18 protein-coding genes and 1 tRNA gene are annotated in these 24,651 nt (G+C 37.4%); 10 read left to right on the top strand and 9 right to left on the bottom strand.

Features of this window, described 5'->3' with window-relative positions; all coding sequences use genetic code 11:
- Window positions 1–12: 12 nt before the first annotated feature.
- The 4 genes from JL102_RS04470 (at window position 13) to JL102_RS04455 (ending at window position 7,485) form a co-directional block, all read left to right on the top strand.
- Window positions 13–1,134, top strand: a complete 1,122-nt coding sequence (locus JL102_RS04470) for a DegT/DnrJ/EryC1/StrS family aminotransferase (protein WP_202243049.1) — start codon at window positions 13–15, stop codon at window positions 1,132–1,134.
- A 93-nt stretch (window positions 1,135–1,227) separates the two neighbouring features.
- The gene (locus JL102_RS04465; protein WP_202243048.1) at window positions 1,228–5,346 is read left to right on the top strand and encodes a T9SS type A sorting domain-containing protein; all 4,119 of its coding nucleotides are present in this window, start codon (window positions 1,228–1,230) and stop codon (window positions 5,344–5,346) included.
- An 11-nt stretch (window positions 5,347–5,357) separates the two neighbouring features.
- Window positions 5,358–5,558, top strand: coding sequence for a hypothetical protein (locus JL102_RS04460; protein ID WP_237390432.1), 201 nt, complete (start codon window positions 5,358–5,360; stop codon window positions 5,556–5,558).
- A 169-nt stretch (window positions 5,559–5,727) separates the two neighbouring features.
- Window positions 5,728–7,485, top strand: a complete 1,758-nt coding sequence (locus JL102_RS04455) for a polysaccharide biosynthesis protein (RefSeq protein ID WP_237390391.1) — start codon at window positions 5,728–5,730, stop codon at window positions 7,483–7,485.
- A gap of 382 nt (window positions 7,486–7,867) precedes the next feature.
- Here the strand turns inward: JL102_RS04455 and JL102_RS04450 are convergent, their stop codons facing one another.
- The 3 genes from JL102_RS04450 to sucC form a co-directional block, all read right to left on the bottom strand.
- On the bottom strand, window positions 7,868–8,770 hold the full coding sequence (locus tag JL102_RS04450) for a DUF6089 family protein (protein ID WP_202243046.1): 903 nt from the start codon (window positions 8,768–8,770) through the stop codon (window positions 7,868–7,870).
- Window positions 8,771–8,892: 122 nt separating this feature from the next.
- Window positions 8,893–8,966, bottom strand: a tRNA-Arg gene (locus JL102_RS04445).
- Between the two features lie 10 nt (window positions 8,967–8,976).
- Window positions 8,977–10,188, bottom strand: coding sequence for an ADP-forming succinate--CoA ligase subunit beta (gene sucC, locus JL102_RS04440; RefSeq protein ID WP_202243044.1), 1,212 nt, complete (start codon window positions 10,186–10,188; stop codon window positions 8,977–8,979).
- 128 nt (window positions 10,189–10,316) lie between these two features.
- On the opposite strand from sucC, the gene JL102_RS04435 reads away from it, so the two are divergent.
- The gene (locus JL102_RS04435) at window positions 10,317–10,967 is read left to right on the top strand and encodes an ABC transporter ATP-binding protein (RefSeq protein ID WP_202243042.1); all 651 of its coding nucleotides are present in this window, start codon (window positions 10,317–10,319) and stop codon (window positions 10,965–10,967) included.
- Window positions 10,968–10,969: 2 nt separating this feature from the next.
- On the opposite strand, the gene mtaB is transcribed toward JL102_RS04435, so the two are convergent.
- The 3 genes from mtaB to hppD all read right to left on the bottom strand — a co-directional run bounded on the left by mtaB (window position 10,970) and on the right by hppD (window position 15,306).
- Window positions 10,970–12,289, bottom strand: a complete 1,320-nt coding sequence (mtaB, locus tag JL102_RS04430) for a tRNA (N(6)-L-threonylcarbamoyladenosine(37)-C(2))-methylthiotransferase MtaB (RefSeq protein ID WP_202243040.1) — start codon at window positions 12,287–12,289, stop codon at window positions 10,970–10,972.
- A 69-nt stretch (window positions 12,290–12,358) separates the two neighbouring features.
- Window positions 12,359–14,080, bottom strand: coding sequence for a phospho-sugar mutase (locus tag JL102_RS04425; RefSeq protein ID WP_202243035.1), 1,722 nt, complete (start codon window positions 14,078–14,080; stop codon window positions 12,359–12,361).
- A 131-nt stretch (window positions 14,081–14,211) separates the two neighbouring features.
- On the bottom strand, window positions 14,212–15,306 hold the full coding sequence (gene hppD, locus JL102_RS04420; protein WP_202243033.1) for a 4-hydroxyphenylpyruvate dioxygenase: 1,095 nt from the start codon (window positions 15,304–15,306) through the stop codon (window positions 14,212–14,214).
- A gap of 154 nt (window positions 15,307–15,460) precedes the next feature.
- Here hppD and JL102_RS04415 point away from each other — a divergent pair, with 154 nt between their 5' ends.
- A complete protein-coding gene (locus JL102_RS04415) occupies window positions 15,461–15,865 on the top strand; it encodes a hypothetical protein (protein WP_202243031.1) in 405 nt (134 codons plus the stop codon).
- Window positions 15,866–15,913: 48 nt separating this feature from the next.
- On the opposite strand, the gene trpS is transcribed toward JL102_RS04415, so the two are convergent.
- On the bottom strand, window positions 15,914–16,882 hold the full coding sequence (gene trpS, locus JL102_RS04410) for a tryptophan--tRNA ligase (protein WP_202243029.1): 969 nt from the start codon (window positions 16,880–16,882) through the stop codon (window positions 15,914–15,916).
- Window positions 16,883–17,078: 196 nt separating this feature from the next.
- Here trpS and JL102_RS04405 point away from each other — a divergent pair, with 196 nt between their 5' ends.
- Together JL102_RS04405 and JL102_RS04400 are read left to right on the top strand one after the other, a co-directional pair.
- Complete coding sequence (locus JL102_RS04405) at window positions 17,079–18,185, top strand: DUF1573 domain-containing protein (RefSeq protein ID WP_237390390.1); 1,107 nt, start codon at window positions 17,079–17,081, stop codon at window positions 18,183–18,185.
- A 34-nt stretch (window positions 18,186–18,219) separates the two neighbouring features.
- Window positions 18,220–18,681, top strand: coding sequence for a DUF4268 domain-containing protein (locus JL102_RS04400; RefSeq protein WP_202243028.1), 462 nt, complete (start codon window positions 18,220–18,222; stop codon window positions 18,679–18,681).
- 20 nt (window positions 18,682–18,701) lie between these two features.
- On the opposite strand, the gene JL102_RS04395 is transcribed toward JL102_RS04400, so the two are convergent.
- Together JL102_RS04395 and JL102_RS04390 are read right to left on the bottom strand one after the other, a co-directional pair.
- A complete protein-coding gene (locus JL102_RS04395) occupies window positions 18,702–20,450 on the bottom strand; it encodes a thiamine pyrophosphate-dependent enzyme (RefSeq protein ID WP_202243026.1) in 1,749 nt (582 codons plus the stop codon).
- 92 nt (window positions 20,451–20,542) lie between these two features.
- Window positions 20,543–21,760 carry an acyl-CoA dehydrogenase family protein gene (locus JL102_RS04390; protein WP_202243024.1) on the bottom strand — a complete coding sequence of 406 codons (1,218 nt, stop codon included), beginning with the start codon at window positions 21,758–21,760 and terminating at the stop codon, window positions 20,543–20,545.
- A gap of 75 nt (window positions 21,761–21,835) precedes the next feature.
- Between JL102_RS04390 and JL102_RS04385 the strand changes: the two genes are divergently transcribed.
- On the top strand, window positions 21,836–22,801 hold the full coding sequence (locus JL102_RS04385; protein ID WP_202243022.1) for a tryptophan 2,3-dioxygenase family protein: 966 nt from the start codon (window positions 21,836–21,838) through the stop codon (window positions 22,799–22,801).
- Between the two features lie 65 nt (window positions 22,802–22,866).
- Window positions 22,867–24,642 (top strand): toxin-antitoxin system YwqK family antitoxin, encoded by a 1,776-nt coding sequence (locus tag JL102_RS04380; RefSeq protein WP_202243020.1) that lies wholly within the window; start codon window positions 22,867–22,869, stop codon window positions 24,640–24,642.
- Window positions 24,643–24,651 lie beyond the last annotated feature (9 nt).

The following is a 24,651-nucleotide window of genomic DNA, read 5'->3' as shown; positions in this document are numbered from 1 at the left end:
ACATCGTAAGTCATGGAAAGAGTTTATTTGTCATCGCCACATATGGGTGGAACAGAATTAAAATATATTCAAGAGGCGTTTGAATCTAACTGGATATCACCAGTAGGGCCTAATATTGCGGCTTTCGAAAATGATTTGGCATTATATACAGGAAGAGCGCATGCAGCAGCACTTACTTCAGGAACTGCAGCCATACATCTTGCTTTAATAATTCTAGGTGTAACTGCTGGAGATGAAGTAATGTGTAGTTCATTTACGTTTGCAGGTACTTGTAATCCTATAGTGTATCAAGGAGCACATCCTGTATTTGTAGATTCTGAAGAGGATACATGGAATATGGATCCTGAATTGCTGAGGAAAGGTATTGAGGATCGTATTAAGTCTGGTAAGCAGCCAAAAGCCATTATCGTAGTTCATTTATATGGTATGCCTGCAAAGATGGACTTGATTATGAATATTGCAAGAGAGTTTGATATTCCGGTTATAGAAGATGCCGCAGAGGGACTTGGAGCTTCTTACAATGGACAAAAATTAGGCTCATTTGGTGATTTAAGTATTTTGTCTTTTAACGGGAATAAAATCATTACCACTTCAGGTGGAGGTGCATTGCTTTCTGATAATAAGGAATATATTGATAAAGCTAAATTCCTTGCAACTCAGGCTAGAGATAATGCTCCTCATTATGAGCATAGCTCTATTGGTTATAATTATAGGCTTAGCAATATAAGTGCAGGTATTGGTAGAGGTCAGATGGAGGTGTTGGAGCAGCGAGTAAAAAGGAAAAGAGAGATATTTGAATATTACAAAAATGAGCTTTCTGATGTTGATAATATTCAATTTTTGAGTGAGCCCGAAAAATGCTTCTCAAATCGATGGTTGACCACTATTTTGGTAACCGGAGAAAATGGTGAAAAAGTGAAGGACAATGTAAGAATTTTGTTAGAAAATAATAACATAGAATCTAGACCTCTATGGAAGCCTATGCATATGCAGCCTGTTTTTCAAGGTTCTAAGGCATATTTGAACGGAATTAGCCAGAAACTGTTCGAAATAGGCTTGTGCTTACCTTCCGGATCTAACATGATAGAGGAAGATTTAGTACGTACTATTGATTTAATAAAAGAATGTTTTTAGGTTACTTCAGCTAACTGGTCGGTATCTATATCAATGTTATTATAGTTATATTTGTTACGGAGGTATTGTTTATAAGGTTTTAACAAATTACTCATGAAGATATTTTTACTTTCAGTTGTATATATAGGAATTGTTTTTGGACTAAATGCTCAAACAATTGAGTCAGCACAAAGCGGGGATTGGAATTCTACAAGTACTTGGGTTGGAGGTGTTGTGCCGACTGCTGCAAATTCATCAGGCATTGTTGTTAATAATAGTCATACTGTAACGGTCAACTCTAATGTGTCAGCAGATCAAATGATTATTAATGATGGGGGTGAATTAATTATAAATTCTGGCAGTACTTTTACTGTTGGTGCAGGTTCTGGTGATGATCTGACTGTTAGTAGTGGTGGAATTCTTGAAGTCAGTTCAGGTGCAATTTTAACTATTCAACGTATTGTTAGTCCACCACCACCAAGAGTTGCTTTTATACGAGTATATGGTATAGTGAAAAATTCTGGGACAATTAATAATGCTGCCACAACTAGCATTAGTTTTGAAGCAGGTTCGATATATAATCATGAGTTTACAGAAACGAGTGGAGCCATTCCTTCAGCTAGTTGGAATGTTCAATCGACTTGTTTAATTTCAGGATATACTACTAATGCTACAGCCCCTACGGGTTTAAGTCAGTCTTTTGGTAACTTTACATGGGATACGCCAAATCTTACGGAATATATAGATCTACAGGGAGCTTTGGTAAATGTTAATGGAGATCTGGTATTTCAAAATATAACAGGTAATTACGTTTACTTAGCTGCTTTTGATAATTATAACTTAAATGTTGGCGGAGATTTTGTAGTTGATAATTCTAATTTTGCTTTTAATTCTTCAGCCAATGCTTCTATAACTGTTACAGGAGAAATGAGCTTAGTTAATAATGGTGATGTAACTTTTGTTTATGATGGAACTACTGATTTAAGCATAGGGGCTGGCTTGAATATTTCTTCAGGATCGGTAAACCTGACCTACTCTGGACCAGGGTCTATTAGTATTGATTTGAGTGGTGATTTTTTACTTGTGTCGTCACCTGCTATTAGTAACGGAGGTAGTGGGGTGTATGAGTTTACATTTAGTGGTTTGGATCAATCCTTTATTGGATCTGGAGGTTTCCCTGACTTTAATTATACGATTTCTAGTAATAGTTTAGAAGTGGCTGCAAATAGCTATTTAAGTGGTAATAATCTATTATTGCAGTCGGGAAGCGAACTTCGTGTTATGTCTACAGCTTCTAATGGAGCCATACAATCAGGTACATCTAACGGGAATATCAGGGTTTCAGGAACGAGAACTTATGAATCGGGATCAACGATTACATATAACGGTACATCTGCTCAATTTATTGGTGCAGGTCATCCTACATCTCCAGGTGTTAATCTAACAATAAATAACAGCAGTGGAGTATCTATGGTTTCGAACCTTACTGTGGGGAATGCCTTAAATCTTCAATCGGGTAACTTGTCTGTTGGGAATAACACCTTAACTCTAGATGACGGTATTATGGGCACAGGAACAGTCTCTGTAACTGCTAATTCTAATATTGTGCTCAATGGTAATAATTCCAGTGATATCTTTCCATTTTTAGGCTCACCCAGTTTTAATAATTTCACTTTGAATAGAGCAGGGGGTTCTGTGACATTTGACGGAGAAGTGACGATTAATGGGACGTTAACTTTAACAAATGGAAATCTGATATTTAAGGATCAGACACTGAATTTGAACGGAACGCTGAGTAATGTGAACGGCTTGCTTTCTGCAAATAGTTCAAGCATACTTGAGGTACGAGGTTCATCTAATTTTGGTTCTTTAGCCTTTAGCACAGATGGAAATGTTTTAAATGAGTTAACTATTGATAGGGCCAATGGAGAAGTGGATTTGATAGGTACTCTAAATATTGCAAATACTTTGAATCTGCAACAAGGTACTTTTGATAATACCAATGGAACGCTAACCTTTAATAACGGGACAAATGTTTTCAAAAATTCTACTGCTACTCTTACTGGTAACTCTCCTGAAATTGTATCCCCAAGTACTTATAATGTAACCTATACTGGTGCATCTCAGATTTCTGGTGCTGAGTTGCCAAGCTCTCTTAATGAAAATGATTTGGGGGATCTAACCATTAATAGTGCAGAAACAGTCACGCTTTCTCAGAGCCTTCAGGTAAATGGAAATATTACTCTAGAGTCAGGGGTATTGAGTATAGGAGCTAATACTTTAAGTGTTCAAGGAGATTGGATAAGAAATAATGGTTCATTAGCCAACTATTCGGGTATGATTTTGTTTGATGGAAACACAACAATTAGTGCTGCTTCAACTCCCACGTTTAGAAATGTAACTATTTCTGAAAATGGTGTTTTGAACATGCCAGCCTCTAACGTTAATTTTGCATCTAATATATTGGTAGAACCAGGAGGTACTTTGAATGCAGGTTCTGGAACTATCGTAATGACAGGAACCAATAATCAAACGGCTTCATTTGCTAATTCTATTTTAAATAATTTCACAATAGATAAAACCTCAGGGACGGTTAATTTAACAAGTGCAGTTAGTGTAGCCGGAAGAATAAATTTCACCAATACGAGTGCATCGACTCTTGCTTCAGGAGGAAATTTAACTTTATTGTCTACTGCTGATAGTGGCGCAGGAGATGCGTGGGTAAGTTCTATTCCTACAGGAGCTTCAATAACAGGTAATGTAGTAGTTCAAAGGTATATTGGAGCTCATTCTTCAGATATTTATAGGTATATAGGTTCTTCTGTGGAAGGCGCTACTCTTGCCGATCTTAGTGACGATATTAAAGTGATTAATGGTTCTTTGTTTTATTACGATGAAAGTCTAACTGGAGGATCTGAGAATGGTTGGAGAAGAAAGACGTCAGGCACTTTAGAGCCAGGAAGAGGTTATTCCGCATATATATTTAATAGTAATACAGCAAAAACAATAAGTATGACTGGCGTCCTAAATCAAGGAGCTATAAATTTACCTGTTTCCTATACTACAAGTTCTCCTGCTAATGATGCAGATGGATGGAACTTAGTAGCTAATCCATATCCTTCACCTATCTTTTGGGGAAGTACAGAGGGTTGGACTAAAACAAATATTGATGGAAGTATCTATCTGACAGATAATGAACAAGATATTTACAGATATTGGAATGGTACAGAAGGGAATATACTCTTTGGTCGAATCGCTAAAGGCCAATCGTTTTGGGTTCAGGCCTCGGGAGCGTCTCCTCAGTTATCCATTAATGAAAATGCAAAAACGAATAGTACAGCTGCCTTTTACCGTGAATCAGAAAAGGACGCTATTGAATCTTTAGAGATTGTCTTGATAGATGCACAAGGAAAGCAAGACTATGCTTACTTTGGTTTTAAAGAAGGAGCAACTAATGTATTCGATAATGCATATGATGCCATGAAAATGGATAATCAGATATTTGATTTGTCAACAATTGACGGTGAAGATAGGCAGATGGCTATTAATATATTTTCAACTTTAAGCTGTTCTGATTCGTTAAAAATAAATATTAAGGATGCTACTCAGGGAACTTATAATATTAAATTTAATGATTTGGGAGTGTTCTTTCGTAATTACAGTTTTGAGCTATATGATAGTTACCTAAATCATATGGAAGAAGTTACCGATCAAAGTATGTATTCATTTAGTATTGATGAGGATAATAAATCAACAGGTAATAGGTTTTTCCTCATACCAAAAACTGAATCCCCAGTAATTACTCTATCAGAAGGAAACCTTTTATCAAATCAGGAAAAGGGTAATAGATGGTATTTTAATGGTCAATTGATATCAGAGGAAAATGTAATTTATCCAGAGCAAACAGGTGTATATACATTAGATGGTTGTAATGGAAGTACTACATATGAATACATCATTACTGGAGTGGATGAGTACTTAAATCATGGTATAAGAATTTACCCTAACCCATTGATTGATAGTGAAGAGTTAAATGTACATATAGGTGAGGGAACAATCGATTATACTAATGCTAAACTCGAATTGATTGACTCAAAAGGACGTGTGGTTGACGCAATGGAAATTACTAACAATTTCGTAAAATTGAATGTTAAATCATTACCTAGTGGTGTATATTTGTTAAGTATATTCGATAAGAATGCAAGTACAATCCAAAGGATAATGAAACTTTAAACATAAGTACTGTGAATCAATTTTTTAGAATAAGCATATTGTTTTTCTTGATTGCTATATGCCCTTATGAGATATTTGCACAAGGAGGAGGAGGAGGAGTGCCACCTCCCAATCCACCAGCACCTGTTCCGATAGGAGGAATAGAGTTATTATTAATAGCGGGAGGAGCGTTAGGGCTTAAGAAGATTATCTCTTCTCAAAAAAATAAGTAATGTGGTAACTAAATTTTTTATACAATTAAGGATCCTTCCTAGATGGATAATTATCCTCTTGGATGTGATTATAGTTGGTTTTTCTACGTTTCTTGGCTATCTATTAAGGTTTAATTTTGAGTTTAGTGATCTAGGGGAATTTAATTTTTCTCTAGGAGTACTCATAAATATGAGTGCATGTCTAGTTGCATTGTTAACCACCAAGAGTTATGCTGGTATAGTTAGGTATACGGGTATGCATGATGGTTTTAGAGTATTGGTAACTCTTGTTGCCACTCACGTTATTAGTTCTTTAGCGAATGTGGGGTATTATGCTTACTATGGCAGCAATCTTTTTCCGTATTCGGTAATTTTGATTTCTTTCTTGGCCTCTTTTGTTTTTTTGTTGCAATATAGGCTGTTAATCAAAAATGTATTTTCTTATTACAGAAGTCCACGTAAAGCGGATAAAATGCGTGTTGCGATATTTGGGGCTGGACAGTTAGGCATGATTACCAAGCAGGTGTTGGATAACAGTGTAGAACCCAATTATCGTGTAGTAGCTTTCGTAGAAGATGATTTGTCCAAAGTAGGGAAGGTCATTAATGGAACCCAAATTTATGATGGCGTTACTGACCTTAAATTAATTTTGAATTCTCTGGACATTAAGGAGTTGATAATTGCTGCAACTAGTTTATCTCTTGATAGAAAGAATGAAGTGGTTGATTCATGCTTGGCTCTGAATATCCGAGTTCGTACAATTCCTGAGGTTGATGATTGGGTGAAAGGAGAGCTTAGCTTAAATCAGATAAAGCAGGTAAATATAGAAGATCTTTTAGGGAGAGAGTCTATTGAGTTAAATAATATACAAGTTTTAGATCAATTAAAAGGGAAAAGAGTTTGTATTACTGGTGCAGCAGGGTCAATAGGTAGTGAGTTGGTGAGACAAGTTTCTCTCTTTAATCCAGAATTATTAATACTTATTGATCAGGCGGAATCAGCTTTGTATGAGGTTGAGAGGGAAATGACTAGCTCTGAACGTGATGCTAAATTTAAATTTTATGTGGCAGACGTAACTAATCAAAAGAGGATAAGGGAGATTTTTTGTGAAAATAGTCCTGAAATTATTTTTCACGCTGCTGCCTATAAGCATGTTCCAATGATGGAGCGTAATCCTTCAGAGGCAGTTCTTTGCAATATAATAGGGACACGTAATATCGCGAACCTGGCAGTTGAGTTTGGGGTAGAGAAGTTCGTGATGGTGTCTACCGACAAGGCCGTTAATCCCACTAATGTCATGGGGTGCTCTAAGCGTATAGCTGAGATTTATGTTAGAGCTCTTAATAAGAAGTTGAGACAAGAAGGGGCAAATAAAACTTCTTTTGTGACCACGAGATTTGGCAATGTGTTGGGATCTAATGGATCCGTAATCCCATTCTTTCAAAAGCAAATAAGTGAGGGGGGGCCAGTTACGGTTACTCATCCTGAGATTACGAGATACTTTATGACTATAACCGAGGCTTGTCAGCTTGTGCTTGAGGCAGGGGCTATGGGTAAAGGAGGAGAGATCTTTATATTTGATATGGGGCAGTCAATAAAGATTGTCGATTTAGCAAAAAAGATGATTCGATTATCCGGTTTGGAGTTAGATAAAGATATTGAAATAGTATTTACTGGCCTTAGACAAGGAGAGAAATTGTACGAAGAGCTGTTGGCAAGTAAAGAGAATACGGTACCTACGCATCATGATAAAATTATGATAGCTAAGGTATTCGAATATGATTTCGACCAAATTAATGATAACCTTGATCAATTAAAGAAATTGTCTTTAGCATCAGCTGATAGATATAAAATAGTGGCCTTAATGAAGGCTATTGTTCCAGAGTATAAGAGTATGAGTTCTGAGTATCAAATATTGGATAAGGAGTTAACTCAAAGAGTGGGGTGATATTTTAGAATTTTCTCATCTCCATATTACTTCTTTTATATTAGGTTCGAGTGAGAGTACTCTTAGATTATTTGATCTGGTCCTTATATATAGTAGTCAGTCTACTAGACCTAAAATGGTCATTTACAGTACTTTTTTATCAACGGAACCCTAGCCCTCTAGATTGCTAATATTCAGGTTTGATTTTCGGTTGTAGATTGATCATTGATGGGGGAGTGGATGCCTTATATCTAGGATCTATCGAACATAATTACAGTGAATACTCAGTCTTGATTCTGAAAATCATTGAGACTTAATTACATACTAAAGTCATTATAAAAGAACAGGGCCAATCATTATTAATGATTGGCCCTGTTCTTTTATAATTTAATTTCAATATTATTTATCTTCTTTTAGCTCTTTTGTATCGTCCTTTACCTCTTTTGTTTTTGTGAGAACTTAAGAAGGTAGGGGGAAGATAGTATTCTATTTTTATACTTAGCATGAAATAACCGTCATTATTATCCGGGTTTCCTCTTTTTTGATCTGTTTTAAGGCCTAGAGGAGATTTTGGAGGGCTTAATTCATGCCTTCTATCTGCCATTGCTTGAGCTAAATAGTCTTCACCAAATGAATTGTGATCTTTATATACAGTACTTACATCATCCAAGTAGTCTGTAAATGTGAGCCTGTAACCTCCTTCTAAGCCTAAGTTAAGGAATGGATTGAGCTTATACTTAAAACCAGCTCCAAATGGTATAACAATAGCAAGTTTATTGTAGCTTTTTCCTTCGGTTTGTAAGGGCTGTAATGCAATGTATTTTCCAGCGTCAGGTAAAGGGTTTCCATTCCAGTCGGTAGCTGGAACTTGGGCTTTAGGGTTGAAATATAAGGCTCCTATACCTACAAAAGCATATGGGTTAATGGTTGGTCTTTGATAAAACTTTATTCCTTTAGGGAAGGCATGTATCACAGCGGATACATTAAATTCTATATTGTCAGATCTGAAGGAAAGGTTTCTTAGGTTTTTGCCTTCGAAGTCAGAATCCTTGTCATCACCACTAATTCTGAAGTAGCTTAGCTCAGCTCGGCCTGATATATTGGGGTGAAAGAAGTACTGTAGGCCGACGTTAAGATTGAGTTTAGGGTCTATATAATCGCCATTATCTTTTAAATCTCCAAAATAGGTAGTAGTACCTGTACCAAAAGAAAGAATAATATCCCTTTGGTTCTTAAATCCATAGAAATTTTGCGCTACTAAGCTCTTCGAAAATGTTAATAGTAGAAGAAGTAAAACTATTCGCATAAGTTATATTGTGGTGGTACCTTTAGAACCTGAATTTAGTAATAATGTTTATTTTAAAAAAGTGGTATTGCTAAAAACAGTGATTTTTAAAAAAAAATAGCTTCACCAATAAGTGAAGCTAGTGCGTCCGGAAGGATTCGAACCCTCAACCCCCAGAGCCGAAATCTGGTATTCTATCCAGTTGAACTACGGACGCTAGTTTTATTTTAAGATAAAACTTCTTTAACCTTGGCTGCTGCATCTTTAAGCAATATTGCTGATGCTACTTTTAAGCCTGATTCCTCTATAATTTTTGCGCCTTCTTCAGCGTTTGTTCCTTGTAGCCTTACAATAATTGGAATGTCAATATTACCAATTTTTTTGTAGGCTTCTACTACACCATTAGCCACGCGATCACATCTTACAATACCTCCAAAGATATTGATAAGTATTGCTTTTACGTTAGGGTCTTTCAGAATAATTCTGAATCCTGCTTCTACTGTTTCAGCATTAGCACCACCACCTACATCTAGGAAGTTGGCAGGTTCACCACCTGAAAGCTTTATGATATCCATAGTAGCCATAGCAAGGCCAGCCCCGTTTACCATACAGCCCACGTTACCATCTAGCTTTACATAGCTTAAACCAGATTTACCAGCTTCTACTTCGGCAGGATCTTCTTCGCTTAGGTCTCTAAGTTCTTGTATATCTTTGTGCCTGTAAAGAGCGTTATCATCTATATTCACTTTAGCATCTACAGCTAAAATCTTGTCATCAGATGTCTTTAAAACTGGGTTAATTTCAAACATAGAGGAGTCAGAACCTTCATATGCCTTATAAAGTGAGAAGATGAATTTAACCATTTCTTTGAAGGCATTACCTTCTAGACCTAGAGCGAACGCGATTTTTCTTGCTTGAAAGCCTTGTAGGCCAATAGCAGGATCAATCCATTCCTTTACTATCTTTTCAGGAGTGTTAGCAGCCACGTCTTCAATGTCCATGCCACCTTCTGTAGAAGCCATGATTACATTGCAGCTCTTAGATCTGTCTAAAAGGATACTTAAGTAGTATTCTTTTGGTTCAGAAGCTCCAGGATAGTACACATCTTCAGCAATAAGTACTTTGTTTACTTTTTTGCCTTCTTCTCCCGTTTGGTGAGTCACCAAAGTTCCTCCCAGTATATTCTTAGCTTTCTCAGGTACTTCGTCTAATGATTTGGCTAGAACCACACCATTTGACCCAGTCTCTTGTACTTTTCCTTTTCCTCTACCTCCTGCGTGTATCTGAGCTTTAACTACAAACCATTCCGTTCCGGTTTCGGCATTAAGTTTTTTTGCCGCCTCTTGTGCCTTTGAAGCATCGTCTACTACAACCCCGGTTTGTACCCGTACGCCATAGCTTTTCAATATTTCTTTCGCTTGATATTCGTGGATATTCATGCTCTAAAATTTTTGCACGAAAGTAGGGGATTTGGCTATATATTTCAAGTAATCGATATTTTAATATCTGTAATCGTTAACATCTATTTAAATTTATTATGTTTGAGCCAAAAATAAATCTAGATAACATGCTAAAAGCGACGGGCATAAAGAAAACCTATGGTGAATTATTTGTATTGAAGGGGATTGATCTGCATGTTAAGAAAAAGGAAGTTATTTCTATTGTTGGAGCTTCTGGTGCAGGGAAAAGCACTCTTCTGCATATTTTAGGTACACTAGATCAACCGGATGAGGGTAGTCTTATAATTGGTGATAAACCAGTGAATAGACTAAATGGTAAGGATAAGGCAGCTTTTAGAAATAGAAACATAGGATTTATTTTTCAATTTCATAATCTCTTGCCTGAGTTTACTGCTTTAGAAAATGTATGCTTACCTGCTTATATAGGAAAAGGAAAGCAGGCTGAAATATCTGCTAAGGCCAAATATTTGTTTGAAATTTTGGGGATTGCAGATCGTAAAGACCACAAGCCGTCGGAATTATCAGGGGGAGAGCAACAGCGTGTGGCTGTGGCCAGAGCGCTTATTAATGATCCCGCTATAATTTTTGCAGATGAACCTAGTGGTAACCTGGATTCAAAGAATGCGATGGAATTGCACAATCTCTTTTTTAAGCTCAGGGATGAATTAGAGCAGACTTTTGTTATAGTTACTCATAATGAACAGCTGGCCGAAATGGCAGATAGAAAGCTTGAAATAAAAGATGGTATAATCTATTAAAGTTAGTGTGTCAGAACTTCTTGATCTATCTCTTCCACCTCTGCATATCCGTCAGCATTAATAGAAGTAATTTTGATCTTTTTTAGTTCGTTCACTAAAACGGGATCATATTTTACCGCTACCCTTACATAGTTATTTGTGAAACCATGCATTTTACCATCTTCAATATCTTCTTCGAAAAGAACGGTGTCTATGCGCCCAATATTCTGTTCATAAAAATGTCTTTTTTTCTTCTCAGATAATGAGCGTAGCATTTTAGATCTTTTGTTTCTCACTTTCATCGGCACTACCTCATCCATTTCAGTCGCTAAAGTATTAGCTCGCTCTGAATAGGTAAAAACATGGAGGTAGGAGATGTCCAACTCATTTAGGAATTGGTAGGTTTCAAGGAAATCCTCATCTGTTTCGCCGGGAAATCCAACTATCACATCCACGCCGATACAGCAGTGAGGCATCAGCTCTTTTATTTTGGCTACTCTGTCCGTATAAAGCTGGCTCAAATATCTTCTTCTCATTAATTTGAGGATTTTGTCAGAGCCAGATTGTAATGGAATATGAAAATGAGGGACAAATTTATCTGACTGTGCGACGAACTCTATGATTTCGTTATGAAGTAGATTAGGCTCTATCGAAGATATCCTTACCCTCTCCAGTCCCTCTACCTGATCTAGTGCTATTACAAGATCAAGAAAACGGTCTTCTCTTTTTCCATTTCTGATACCAAAGTCACCTGTGTTTACCCCTGTGAGTACTATTTCTTTTACACCTGAAGCTACTATTTCGTTGGCAGAAGATATGATGTTTTCAATGGTATTGCTTCGGCTTTTTCCACGTGCCATCGGTATAGTGCAGAAGGTGCACCCATAATCACAGCCATCTTGTACTTTTAAGAAAGTACGCGTTCTATCATTAATGGAAAAGGCATTATTGAATGAAGTTGCGGTTTCTATTTCAGAGGCAAGTACTTTAGGTTGTTCCGGCCTTACAAAATCATCTAATAAATCTATGAGTCGGAATTTTTCTGCAGCACCTAATACGGCATCTACACCAGGTATTTCTGAAATTTCTTTGGGCTTTAACTGGGCATAACAACCGATGATGGTTACATATGCGTTAGGAGAGATTTTACGAGCTTCTCTTACTATCTTTTTACACTTTTTGTCTGCATTTTCAGTTACAGAACAAGTGTTTATAATGAAAATATCGGGAGTATCTGTGAACTCCACTTTTTTATATCCTTTTTCTTCGAACATCCTTGATATAGAGGAGGTTTCAGAAAAATTCAATTTGCAGCCCAGTGTGTAAAACGCAACTTTTCTCATTGGGCTGCAAATATAGGTAGTTTAGTCCATCTAAACTACCATATAGTTATAATACTGACTAAGTTGAGTTTATAAGCTCATCAAATCAGATTCGATACTTTGTATCTGGCTATCAAGCTCAGCTTCTACTTTCTCGTAATTATCTTTGCTATCCAAAGGTTTATTTACGCTAATGTAGAACTTGATTTTAGGTTCTGTTCCTGATGGTCTTGCGCTGATTTTAGACCCATCTTCGGTAAAGAATTGTAGCACATTAGATTTTTCAAAATCAATGCTAGTTTTCTTTACTGCTATCAGGTCAGTGTCTGTACTGTTTTGATAGTCTACCACTTTTACTACTTTAGAACCACCAAAAGATTCAGGAGGTGTTTCTCTGAAGTTGAGCATCATTTGTTGAATTTCTTCAGCTCCTTGTTTTCCTTTTTTAGTAAGAGAAATTAATTTTTCTTTATAGAAGCCGCACTCTTCATAAATTTCTATGAGTAGCTCGTAAACGGTTTTGCCTTCTGATGCTGCGTAAGCGCACATTTCAGCAATCATAGCACAGCTGGCTACTGCATCTTTATCTCTTACAAATTCTCCTATCAAGTATCCATAGCTTTCTTCTCCACCTGCAATGAAAGTTCTCTTGCCTTCATTTTCTCTGATGATAGAAGCTATGTATTTAAAGCCGGTAAGTGTATCGTAAGAATCTACATTGAAGCGCTCAGCTATTTTCTTGATGAGCTCAGTAGTAACAATGGTTTTCACAATATACTCACCTCCTTTGTAGCGGCTTAGCTCAGTCCATCTTTTAAGGATGTAATAGATAAGTAAACTACCAGTTTGGTTTCCATTTAATAATTGGAATTCACCTTTAAGGTTTTTAACGGCTATACCTACTCTATCTGCGTCAGGGTCAGTAGCCATTACCAAATCAGCATCTACCTCACGAGCTTTGTTTAAGGCTATTTTTAGTGCTTCTGCTTCTTCAGGGTTAGGGTAAACTACTGTAGGGAAGTTGCCATTAGGTTCAGATTGCTCCTCTACAACGTAGACATTTTCAAAACCATATTGTTTCAAACACTGTGGCACTACAGTTACTCCCGTTCCGTGTATAGGAGAATATACTATTTTTAAGTTTTTTTGATTTTGAACAATTTCTGGTGATAAAGAAAGGTCTTTAATCTCACCAAGATATAATTGATCAATTTCAGTGCCTATGTTGTGAATAAGATCTTCTTTGGCATCAAACTTTACTTCATCTGCAGAGTGAATTTTATTTACCTCGGCTATTACATTTTTATCATGAGGAGCTACCATTTGCGCACCATCGTTCCAGTATGCTTTATAGCCGTTATACTCTTTAGGGTTGTGAGAGGCAGTAAGAACCACACCAGTGTGACAGTTGAGATGTCTTATAGCAAAAGATAATTCAGGAGTAGGTCTAAGGTCTTCAAATAAGAAAACTTCTATGCCATTAGCAGAAAATACGGCGGCAGTAGTTTCAGCGAAGAAACGGCTGTTATTTCTGCTGTCATGAGCTATAGCGGCTTTTATTTGTTCACCAGGATAGGTTTGGATCAAATAATTGGCAAGCCCTTGAGTGGCCATACCAATAGTGTATTTGTTCATGCGATTAGAACCCATTCCCATAATTCCTCTTAAACCTCCGGTTCCAAATTCCAGATCTTTGTAAAAAGCTTCTGTAAGCGCTTCTTCGTCGTTTAATAAGTCCCGGATTTGTTTTTTAGATTCTTCATCTATTTTGCTGTCAAGCCATCTTTGGGCTTTTTCTTTTACTTCACTCATGGATGTAAGTACGTTTGTTAATGTGTGTATGTTAAATAATTCAACGCTTGCCGAATTAGGTAAATCTTATATTAATGCTTATATAAAGCTGTTATAATATCATATTAAAACCCGATGTCAAAATAAATGTTTTATAAGTTTCCACGCAACTCTTGTTCTCGCTCAATAGCTTCGAAAAGAGCTTTGAAATTACCTTTACCAAAAGATTTCGCTCCTTTTCTCTGTATTATTTCATAAAACACCGTAGGGCGGTCCTGCACAGGCTTAGTAAATATTTGCAAAAGATAACCTTCTTCATCTCTATCTACTAAAATGTTTAAATCTTTCAGTTGTTTAATATCTTCTTCAATTTCGCCCACTCTGTCGGTGAGTTCGTTATAATAATTCTCCGGAACTATCAGGAATTCAACTCCTCTTGATCTTAATTCTGAAACAGTATGTATAATGTCATCTGTAGCTATGGCTATGTGCTGTACTCCTGCTCCATGATAAAAATCAATATATTCTTCTATTTGAGACTTCTTTTTGCCTTTGGCAGGTTCATTTATAGGGAATTTAATGTAGCCGTTTCCGTTAGAGACCACTTTAGACATTAACGCGCTGTATTCGGTAGAGATATCTTTGTCATCAAAAGTGATAAGCAGCTTAAAACCCATTACTTCCTCATAGAACTTCACCCACTTGTTCATTTCTCCCCAACCAACATTTCCTACACAATGATCTACATATTGTAATCCGATCGGTTTAATATCTATTAAACTACTTTTTTCTATAAAGCCAGGAAGAAATGGGCCGCTATAATTTTTTCTTTCAATAAAAGTATGAATGGTTTCTCCGTAGGTTTGAATGGAAGAATAAATTACACTGCCAAATTCATCTGATATGGGAGTGGGAGGGTGTACCGGAGTAGCTCCTCGTTTAGTGGTTTCTTCAAACGACGCACTAGCGTCATCCACCCAAAGGGCCAGCACTTTTACGCCGTCACCATGTTTGTTTACGTGCTCAGAGATAGTAGTGTCAGGTTTTAGAGAAGAAGTGAGCACTAGCTTTATTTTTCCCTGCTGTAGCACGTAGCTCGTTCGGTCTTTGAGACCAGTTTCTAGTCCGGCATAAGCAATCAATTTGTAGCCAAACGCAGTTTGATAATACATGGCTGATTGTTTGGCATTGCCTACATAAAATTCAATATAGTCGGTGCCGAGAATAGGAAGAAAATCATGTTCCATAATAGTAGCATTTTATATTTGGTGTATTAGTAAATTTACAGGATATGATATTCTTTAAAAATTATTTTAGTATTGGCTGTTAGATTTCAAATGATATTTTTGGAACTTATAATCAGTCTCTGGAATTTTGTGCTCTTTTAAAAAATCAATGCAAATGGACATTAGCAAATTAGATAAAGACTTAGTAACAATAATAGATAGGAGAATAGAACTTAGTAGGCTTGATTATAGTAGCGAGAGCTATGATGATCTGGAAGAAGACCTTCATGATCTCGAAGATGACTTTCAGGAAAATTATGGAGATTATTTAGAAGATGCATTGCATGAAGTGCATGACGAATTTTGCCCTGATAGCGACGTTTTATTGCCTATCGCTTACCTTCCTAAAAAAATTAAAAAGACAGCCGATGGATACGATGTGGATTTTAAGCAGGGGGTGTATGTAGAGGTAGATGATTATGCAGGCAATGAAACTAAGCTTGTGTTATTGCCCAAACCCGTAAGGATTATATTGCAAATAGATGCTAATAGCAGAGAAGTGGTGTGGACTGCTAAGTAAAATGCAAAACAAAGAAGGCGTTGAATTTTAATTCAACGCCTTCTTTGTTTAAAATCCTAATTTTTCTCTAACTTTTCCTAATACTTGAATGGCTATTTCCCGAGCTCTTTCTTCGCCTTTTTTTAGTTTGGCATCTAGCTCTTCTGGGTTTTCCATATAGTAGTTGAATATTTTTCTTGGTTCTTCAAACTTCGCTACCAGTAATTCATATAGTTCCTGTTTAGCATGTCCATAGCCAAAGTTACCGCCCAAATACTTTTGACGTAAAGCCTCAGTTTGTTCGCTCGTAGCTACAAGTTTATAGATGGCAAACACATTACATGTATCCGGATCTTTAGGTTCTTCTAATGGCGTGCTGTCTGTTACAATAGCCATAACACTTTTTCTTAATGGTTTATCTGCCAAAAAGATATCGATAGTGTTACCGTAAGACTTGCTCATCTTTTGCCCATCAGTACCAGGTATTGTCATTACATTTTCATCTATACGCGGTTCTGGTAGCACGAAGGTTTCGCCATACTGGTTGTTAAATGAACTGGCTATATCCCTTGCCATTTCCAAGTGCTGCTTCTGGTCTTTGCCTACAGGCACTTGTTCCGCATCATAAAGTAAAATGTCAGCAGTCATGAGTACTGGGTAGGTGAATAAACCAGAGTTTACATCAGATAGCTTATCAGACTTTTCCTTAAATGAATGAGCATTAGCCAGCATTGGGAAAGGAGTATGGCAGTTAAGGTACCATGTTAATTCGCATACTTCTGGTATTTTAGACTGGCGGTAGAATATATTTTTATCCGTATCGAAGCCAAAGGCAAGCCATGCTGCCGCAATAGCGTTTACATTTTCAGTTCTCAACTTAGCATCTTTAATGGTAGTGAGAGAGTGAAAATCAGCAATGAAAAACAATGATTCGTTATTTTCTATTTTTGATAACTCAATGGCCGGCTTTATGGCTCCCAATATGTTTCCTAAGTGGGGCCTTCCGCTACTTTGGATGCCGGTTAAAATTCTTGCCATAATATCTTTAAATGTTTTTTAACAAATAAACACAATCCTTTTTAAAAATGCCGAATTGTAAGCGTTTAGATTTATATGCCTTGGTTTTGATGTAGGTTACATGCTCTCTTAATTTGTTATCAACATGTTAATGAATGATGTTTATTTATAACTCATTCGCATTTTTATTACCTTTACAGAAAATAAAATTCCATTTATGATGAAATCCAGAATACTTTTATTGGTTATTATGAGTTGGGTGTCAATGCACGGTTTTGCTCAGCAGGAAGAAGAGATGGTTTTTAGTGAAAAAACCTTTGATTTTGGAACCATAAAAGAAGAAGATGGAGCGGCTGTTCATCAGTTCAGCTTCATAAATAAAGGACTTCAGCCCATAAAAATCAGCTCAGTAAAGGCATCATGTGGATGTACTACTCCAGACTGGACTAAAGAAGAAGTGAAACCCGGAGAAACTGGATTTATTCAAGCCAGATATGATACTCATAATAGGCCTGGTTCCTTTAATAAAAGCCTTACCGTTATGTTGGAAGGCCAGCCTGCGCCTGTAAGATTATATATTCGAGGAAATGTAACTCCTTTGAGAGAGTCTATGGAAGAAGATCTTCCTACTTCTATGGGTAAGCTCAGAGTAAAATACCGCTCTTTCAATATGGGCAAGGTACTCACCTCAGAAGAACCTACCACTAAGAAATTTGATGTGTATAATTCTGGGAGTGAACCTATTGTTTTTGAAAAGGAATATGTGGCTCCTGAGTTTATAAAATTAAAATTTAACCCTCAGGTATTATTGCCAAAAGAAAGTGGAGAGATAGAAATAATTTACGAAGGTAAAACTAATAATAACCTTGGTTTTAACTCTGATAATGTTACTTTTTATACTGATGAAGACGGTGATGATGCCACCAAATCAATATCTGTTTATGCTACAGTAATGGAGTATTTCCCTCCTTTATCTCAAGAGGATTTGGCTGAAGCTCCACGATTAAAAATATCTTCTCCGGTGCATGATTTTGGGAAGATTAAGCAAGGAGAAAAAGTGACTACAAGCTTCCAACTATATAATAGTGGTAAAACTGAATTGAAAATAAGGGAAGCAAAATCGAATTGCTCGTGTGCAGAGGCTTCTGTAAAAAAAGATAATTTGAAGCCAGGAGAAAGCACTGAGGTTAAAATTACTTTCAACTCCAATGGAAGAAGAGGGAACCAGCAAAAATCTGTGACTATTTTTAGCAATGACCCTACTGCCTCAGCTCAAAGGGTAACGGTGAAGGCTTACGTAGAAGCTGAAGGTGAGTTTAAATAAAACTCTTTTCATTGTTAAAGATTTAAATTTATTCATGTACACACGTGAACAAGTGGCTAAGCTGAAAGAGGAGTTTTGGACTACATTTGGTCGGTATATTGCTCCTCATTTATCAGCAGAAGGTCTTAAAATAAACTGGGTAAATTATAAAACGGGCTTGAAGGATGTATACTTTCGAATGGAAGCCGATAAAAAAAAGGTATACATTGGAATAGAACTTACACATTCTGATGAAGGCATTCGTGAGTTGTTTTATGAGCAATTACAGGAATTACACCTTATGCTCGCCGCTTCTGTAAATGAAGAATGGGAATGGGAAAAGGATTACCATAATGAATATGGCCAGGAAATAAGTAGAGTTTTTACTCAGAAGACAGGGGTGAACGTTTTTAATAAAGAAACCTGGCCAGATATTATTTCTTTTTTAAAACCCAGGATTATAGCTTTAGATGAATTTTGGAGTGATGGAAAATATGCTTTTGAAGCTCTTAAGTAGCTCCAAAAGCATCTAATACTCTATTTAGCGAAATAGGCCTTTATTTCGTTTTTAATATTATCCCATTGACTATCATCTCCTTCCAATGCTAAAATAGCTTCCTTAGCTTTAGATTTGGTAAAGCCATATGCCTGCTCCAGAGTGATTTTAGGAGGTAAGGTTAGTGCTCCTGATGATACCACAGCATCTATAATGAATGGCTTAGGAGATTCAATGGCCTTTTTTATGGCAATGGCTATATCTTCTGCTTTTTCTACTTTCATTCCATCTGCTCCACAAGCTTTCGCGTAAGCAACAAAATCAGGGTTTTGTAGTTTTAAAGACTCATTAGCCATAGGAAATCCAGCTTCTTCCATTTCCATTTTCACAAAACTCAATTCGCTGTTATTAAACACGATCAGTTTGATAGGGTAGTTGTACCTAACCGCTGTAATCAGATCATGCATAGACATGCCAAAAGCACCATCACCTACCAATCCCCAAACTTGCCTTCCTGGGTAGGCTGCTTGTGCACCCAGACATGCTGGCAAGCCAACAGCCATGGAGCCATGATTAAAACTGCCGATAATTCTCCGCTCGTTATTAAATGTAATGTACCGCACACCCCAAACTACAGATTCACCTGTATCCATGGCGAAAACAGCGTCTGTAGAGGCTTGTCTATTTATCTCAGCAGCAAATAAGCTAGGCAATAGAGGTGTGCTGTCATTGCTAAGGTCACTTTCCTTTTCCATTTTCTCTAACCACTTACGGTGCGACTTTTGATGACTTTCCATAAACGATGCACTTTCATTGGCTACAATTTGGGCATTTATTCTACCTACAGTATCGGCAGCATCACCTACTATGCCGTGTGTGATGTGAGTTCTATTACCTAAGTTTTCAGGCCGGATATCAATTTGAATTACTTCTTTATCATGCGGTAAAAAGTTGCTGTAAGGGAAGTCAGTTCCAATCATGAGCAGTACATCACAATTAAGTACGGCACTATATCCTGGGTGGTTTCCTATAAGGCCTGTAAGACCTACTACATTTTCTAATGAAGAATCATATACGTCTGATGCCTTAAGAGTGTGTACTATAGGAGCTTTTAGTTTGTTGGAAAGTGAAATAACCTCATCTTTTGCTTTTCTGGCTCCACAGCCGGCTAATATGGTAACTTTCGTTTTGTTACTTAAAATTTCAGCGGCCTTATTGATGTCCTCATCAGTACATATTAGCTTAGACTTAGATCTAATGATAGGGTGATCAAAATAGTCGGCATCCAGCTTTTGAGTGGTGAGGTCGTGTGGTATTTCTATTCTCACCACTGTTTGTTCCCAAAGCGCTATTTGAATGGCCTTATTTAACAAACGAGGCGTTTGATCTGGTGTTCTGATAATGCCTTGAAAGGCACATATATCATCAAAAATCTTGGTAAGATTCGTTTCTTGGAAGTAGTCTGTGCCAATGTTAGCCGTAGGTACCTGTCCTGTGATGGCAAGTACGGGTACGCGAGCTTTCTTGGCATTGTATAGGCCGTTAATGAGGTGTAGAGCGCCAGGGCCTACAGTGCCAGCACATACGGCCAGGTCTTCAGTAAGCTGAGCTGAGCCATAGCAGGCGAATGCAGCATTCTCTTCATGGCGTACCGAGATCCACTCCAGCTCATCATCTTTTTGAACGGCATCGGCAAAAGCATTAAGGGCATCTCCTGTTACTGCCCAGATGCGTTTTACTCCTATCTCTTTTAGTTTTTTAAGTATATATTCTGCTACTGTCTCTTTCATGCTTCTCGTGGTTTGATTTACAAAAAAGAAACAAGTGGCAAAACGATATGTTAATGCCGTCGGTCGCTATTTTAGGTTAAAATATGTGAAAATCAGCTAAATGCAGGTATGCCGGTTATGTCTGCTCCTAATATGAGTAGGTGTATGTCATGCGTACCTTCATAAGTGATTACTGATTCCAGATTCATCATATGTCTCATGATGGGGTATTCACCTGTAATTCCCATGCCACCATGGATCTGCCGGGCCTCTCTGGCTATTGTTAAGGCGGTGTGTACAGAGTTTCTTTTAGCCATAGAAATTTGAGCCGTTGTGGCTTTACCTTCATCCATCATTTTACCTAACTTCCAATTAAGTAGTTGAGCTTTGGTGATTTCTGTTAGCATTTCTGATAATTTCTTCTGTGTAAGCTGAAAAGAGGCTATGGGTTTGTTAAATTGAATTCTTTCTGCTGCATATCTGCGAGCAGAGTCATAGCAGTCCATAGCTGCTCCTATAGCACCCCAAGCGATACCATAGCGAGCCGAGTCAAGACACATGAGAGGGGCGCCTAGTCCACTTTTATTAGGGAGAAGATTTTCTTTTGGAACTTTTACGTTGTCAAATACAAGTTCACCGGTGCAGCTAGCTCTCAAGCTCCATTTGTTATGAGTTTCGGGAGTACTAAAGCCTTCCATGCCACGTTCTACTATTAAGCCATGAATTCGGCCTTCTTCATTTTTTGCCCAAACTACTGCTACATCTGCCTTAGGAGAGTTAGAAATCCACATTTTAGCACCATTTAGCAGGTAATGATCTCCCATGTCTTTAAAATTAGTGAGCATGCCACTAGGGTTAGAGCCATGATCAGGCTCTGTAAGCCCAAAGCACCCTAGCCATTCACCAGAGGCTAATTTGGGAAGATATTTGTTGCGTTGCTCTTCAGATCCAAATTTATAAATAGGATACATGACCAAAGATCCTTGAACTGAAGCCGTAGAGCGCATGCCAGAATCTCCTCTTTCTATTTCCTGCATAATAAGGCCATAAGAGATGTAGTCTAGCCCGCCGCCACCATATTGCTCAGGAACAGTAGGTCCAAAAGCACCTATTTCTCCAAATTTCTTCACAATATCATAAGGGAAATAAGCGTCCTGACACCATTGTTCCACATATGGAGTAATTTCCTTTTTCACAAAATCGCGAATAGACGCCCTGATGAGTAAGTGCTCTTCTGTGAGCAAATCATCTACTACATAAAAATCCGGAGATTCAAAGAAATCGTTTGCAGCCTTTTTTCCGGCAAAATGATTATTAGATTTGTCAGACATATAAAGGGAGATTTGGGTTATTCAGTTTTAAATATCAAATTTACACAACAATAGCCAAAAATCTCAATATCAAAAATGCATAAGTCGGAAATAGATCCGAAAATCCTGGAGCAAGTCAGGAAGCTGGAAGAGAAGTACGAAGCCATGGGGCAGGATCTATCATCTTACCTCGATGGACTCTTGTATTCTGACTATACTACCTATTGGGATTATATACACCTGGATACTCTGCTGAGCTTGCAAACGCCAAAAACTGGCCTTGAAGATGAAATGGTTTTTATTATTTATCATCAGCAGTCTGAGTTGTTTTTTAAGCTCATACTGTGGGAGCTAGAGCAGGTCGGTAGGGCTGAAGATATCAGTGAAGCTTTTTTTATTAAGAAAATAGAACGTGTTAACCGCATTTTGAGACAGCTTTCTGACTCTTTTTCTATAATGATTGAAGGGTTGGATAAGGAGCAATTCCTTAAGTTTCGTACCGCTCTTCTCCCTGCAAGTGGTTTTCAATCGGCACAATATCGTCTTATTGAAATGACTTCTACATCACTGAATAATCTTATAGCTGCTGATCAGAGACATTTGTTTAAGGAAGAAGAGGACCTTGAGGAGCTTCTTAAGCATGTCTATTGGAAACAGGCGGCTATAGAACTATCCTCTGGCAAAAAGACATTGACCCTGGAGCAGTTCGAAGAAAAGTATACAGACTTTTTTATTTTTAGAGCGAAAGCCTATAGACACAAAAACATAGAGGCAATTTTTAAAGAGAATTTTTCCAAAGACAATAGCCAGCTTGTAGATTTGCTAAAAGAGTTTGATTATTTAGCAAATGTGAGTTGGCCTTTGGCTCATTATAAATCGGCAGTAAAGCATCTCCATAAAAATGAAGCAGACATAGCGGCAACAGGAGGTACTAACTGGCAGAAATACCTCCCACCACGGTTTCAAAAAATTATATTTTTCCCTGAATTATGGACAGAAAATGAGAAGAAGGAATGGGGAAAGTCATGGTTGCTAAAGGAGGTATTAGGAAAAACAGATTAGGGGTGTACTTTAAAGATGTGGTTTTGAAAGGGAGCGGAATTTACATACTGTTAATTTTATTTTGTTTGTTGAACTGTAAATCAGTACAAGCTCAATATGTACAGTATACTTATCATGACGAGAATAAAGATCAGATAAAGGAGATTTATCATGTAAAAGATACTATCTCTAATACGCTGGAAGGTAAATATCAGTCTTATTATATTAATGGAAATTTAGAATCATTAGGCAGCTTTTCAAATAATGAAACAGTGGGCATATGGGAGTTTTTTTATGAAGATGGTAAGCTGAAAATGCGCGGTGATCTGGAGCCTGGTTCTAGTGATGGTTATTGGGAATACTTTTTTGAGAGTGGCATTAAGAATATGGAAGGCCGCATTAAAGATAGAAAAAGGGTGGGCCAATGGAGTATTTACTATGAAAGTGGCGAGCTAAAAGAAAAGGGTATTTTCAAAGAAGGAAGAAGAGAAGGACTTTGGGAATTTTACTATGAAGATGGTGGCAAAAAGGGTAGCATAGACTATTCAGGAGGAAAAGGTTTGTTTACAGAGTTTTTTCGAACAGGAGAAACCAGGGCGGAAGGCCCCAGAGTAGGCAATGCCAATACAGGCGAATGGAAGTACTATTATAAAGACGGATCATTACAAGCCAAAGGTAATTATGTGGGTGATGAAAAGTCTGGCCTTTGGAAGTACTATCATAGAAATGGAGAAGTTTCTGCTTCAGGTGACTTTTCTAATAATGAACCGGCCGGTGAGTGGCACTATTATTTTGAAAATGGCGAGCTGAGTTCTAAAGGTAGCTTCAACCAAGGTAAGAAGGATGGACTTTGGACTTTATATTATCCTGACGGAACCTTAAAGGGAGAAAGTATATTTGATAAAGGGAGTGGTTCATATAAGGAGTTTTATGAAACCGGAGAGCTTAAAGCGGAAGGCAGGATAGAGGACGGACTTTATAGTGGTTTATGGAAATATTACTATGAAGATGGAGTGCTTGAAGGGGAAAGTGAATTTGAAGATGGAATGGGAGAATATACAGGCTATTTTCATGATGGAACTACAGTACAAACTACCGGAACTATAGAAAATGGTAAAAAAATAGGAAGGTGGAAGTTGTTTGGGGAGGATGGCGAACTTACAGGGTATTACCATCCCGTATATGGAAAAGGTGTGATTAAGCGAGAAGACCTTAAGGAAAAAGAGAAGTTTAACTACGGAATAGCTGATTATAAGTTTAAAGGAAAAAGGCGTTCTTATTTTGAACCAAAAAGGAATGAATATAGAGGTTTTATAGTAAGCTTAAGTCCATTGTCAGTTTTTGTAAACAGGCTGCCTTGTGGCATGGAGCTGTACATGGAAGAGAGAATGGGGGTGGAGTTTGAGTTTGAAGGGGTGAGAGATCCATTTTTTGAAGATGATAATAATGTTCCGCTTTATGATAATTATAAGAGGGGGTATCGAGTAGCTATAAAACAAAAGTTTTATAACCCTTTTAGCGCCTATGAAATGTGGTACTTTGGCCATGTAGTTCGCTTTTCCAACCTAAATCATTATTCTAACGTAATATCACAGCCAGAAAATGTTATTAGAGTACAAGCCAAAGAACATAGGGTGGAGTATTCATTAATGTTAGGATACAGGCTTATTCAGTCTACTACAGAAGGAGGTTTTACTGCCGACGCCTTTATTAGTGGTGGTGGGGGATACAGAAGCTTTTCGCAAGACAGTTATGCTGGTAGAGCATTTGATAACCTGGAAAAGGGCAATGTTTCTTTTGCCTATAATTTTGGACTTAATTTGGGGTATTCGTTTTCTATTGGTAGAAGGCGAAGAAGATAATATTTAAGG

Source organism: Fulvivirga sediminis (genome assembly GCF_016757215.1).
Lineage (GTDB): Bacteria > Bacteroidota > Bacteroidia > Cytophagales > Cyclobacteriaceae > Fulvivirga > Fulvivirga sediminis.
Note: the sequence above shows the minus strand (reverse complement) of the source record. Positions and strands in the feature narration are given on the sequence as shown.

What these genes read in the sequence shown, in the direction of transcription:
- JL102_RS04470 (WP_202243049.1), top strand. Translation starts at nt 13, where the DNA reads ATGGAAAGAGTTTATTTGTCATCGCCACATATGGGTGGAACAGAATTA.
- JL102_RS04465 (WP_202243048.1), top strand. Translation starts at nt 1,228, where the DNA reads ATGAAGATATTTTTACTTTCAGTTGTATATATAGGAATTGTTTTTGGA.
- JL102_RS04455 (WP_237390391.1), top strand. Translation starts at nt 5,728, where the DNA reads ATGAGTGCATGTCTAGTTGCATTGTTAACCACCAAGAGTTATGCTGGT.
- JL102_RS04450 (WP_202243046.1), bottom strand. Translation starts at nt 8,770, where the DNA reads ATGCGAATAGTTTTACTTCTTCTACTATTAACATTTTCGAAGAGCTTA.
- sucC (WP_202243044.1), bottom strand. Translation starts at nt 10,188, where the DNA reads ATGAATATCCACGAATATCAAGCGAAAGAAATATTGAAAAGCTATGGC.
- JL102_RS04435 (WP_202243042.1), top strand. Translation starts at nt 10,317, where the DNA reads ATGCTAAAAGCGACGGGCATAAAGAAAACCTATGGTGAATTATTTGTA.
- mtaB (WP_202243040.1), bottom strand. Translation starts at nt 12,289, where the DNA reads ATGAGAAAAGTTGCGTTTTACACACTGGGCTGCAAATTGAATTTTTCT.
- JL102_RS04425 (WP_202243035.1), bottom strand. Translation starts at nt 14,080, where the DNA reads ATGAGTGAAGTAAAAGAAAAAGCCCAAAGATGGCTTGACAGCAAAATA.
- hppD (WP_202243033.1), bottom strand. Translation starts at nt 15,306, where the DNA reads ATGGAACATGATTTTCTTCCTATTCTCGGCACCGACTATATTGAATTT.
- JL102_RS04415 (WP_202243031.1), top strand. Translation starts at nt 15,461, where the DNA reads ATGGACATTAGCAAATTAGATAAAGACTTAGTAACAATAATAGATAGG.
- trpS (WP_202243029.1), bottom strand. Translation starts at nt 16,882, where the DNA reads ATGGCAAGAATTTTAACCGGCATCCAAAGTAGCGGAAGGCCCCACTTA.
- JL102_RS04405 (WP_237390390.1), top strand. Translation starts at nt 17,079, where the DNA reads ATGATGAAATCCAGAATACTTTTATTGGTTATTATGAGTTGGGTGTCA.
- JL102_RS04400 (WP_202243028.1), top strand. Translation starts at nt 18,220, where the DNA reads ATGTACACACGTGAACAAGTGGCTAAGCTGAAAGAGGAGTTTTGGACT.
- JL102_RS04395 (WP_202243026.1), bottom strand. Translation starts at nt 20,450, where the DNA reads ATGAAAGAGACAGTAGCAGAATATATACTTAAAAAACTAAAAGAGATA.
- JL102_RS04390 (WP_202243024.1), bottom strand. Translation starts at nt 21,760, where the DNA reads ATGTCTGACAAATCTAATAATCATTTTGCCGGAAAAAAGGCTGCAAAC.
- JL102_RS04385 (WP_202243022.1), top strand. Translation starts at nt 21,836, where the DNA reads ATGCATAAGTCGGAAATAGATCCGAAAATCCTGGAGCAAGTCAGGAAG.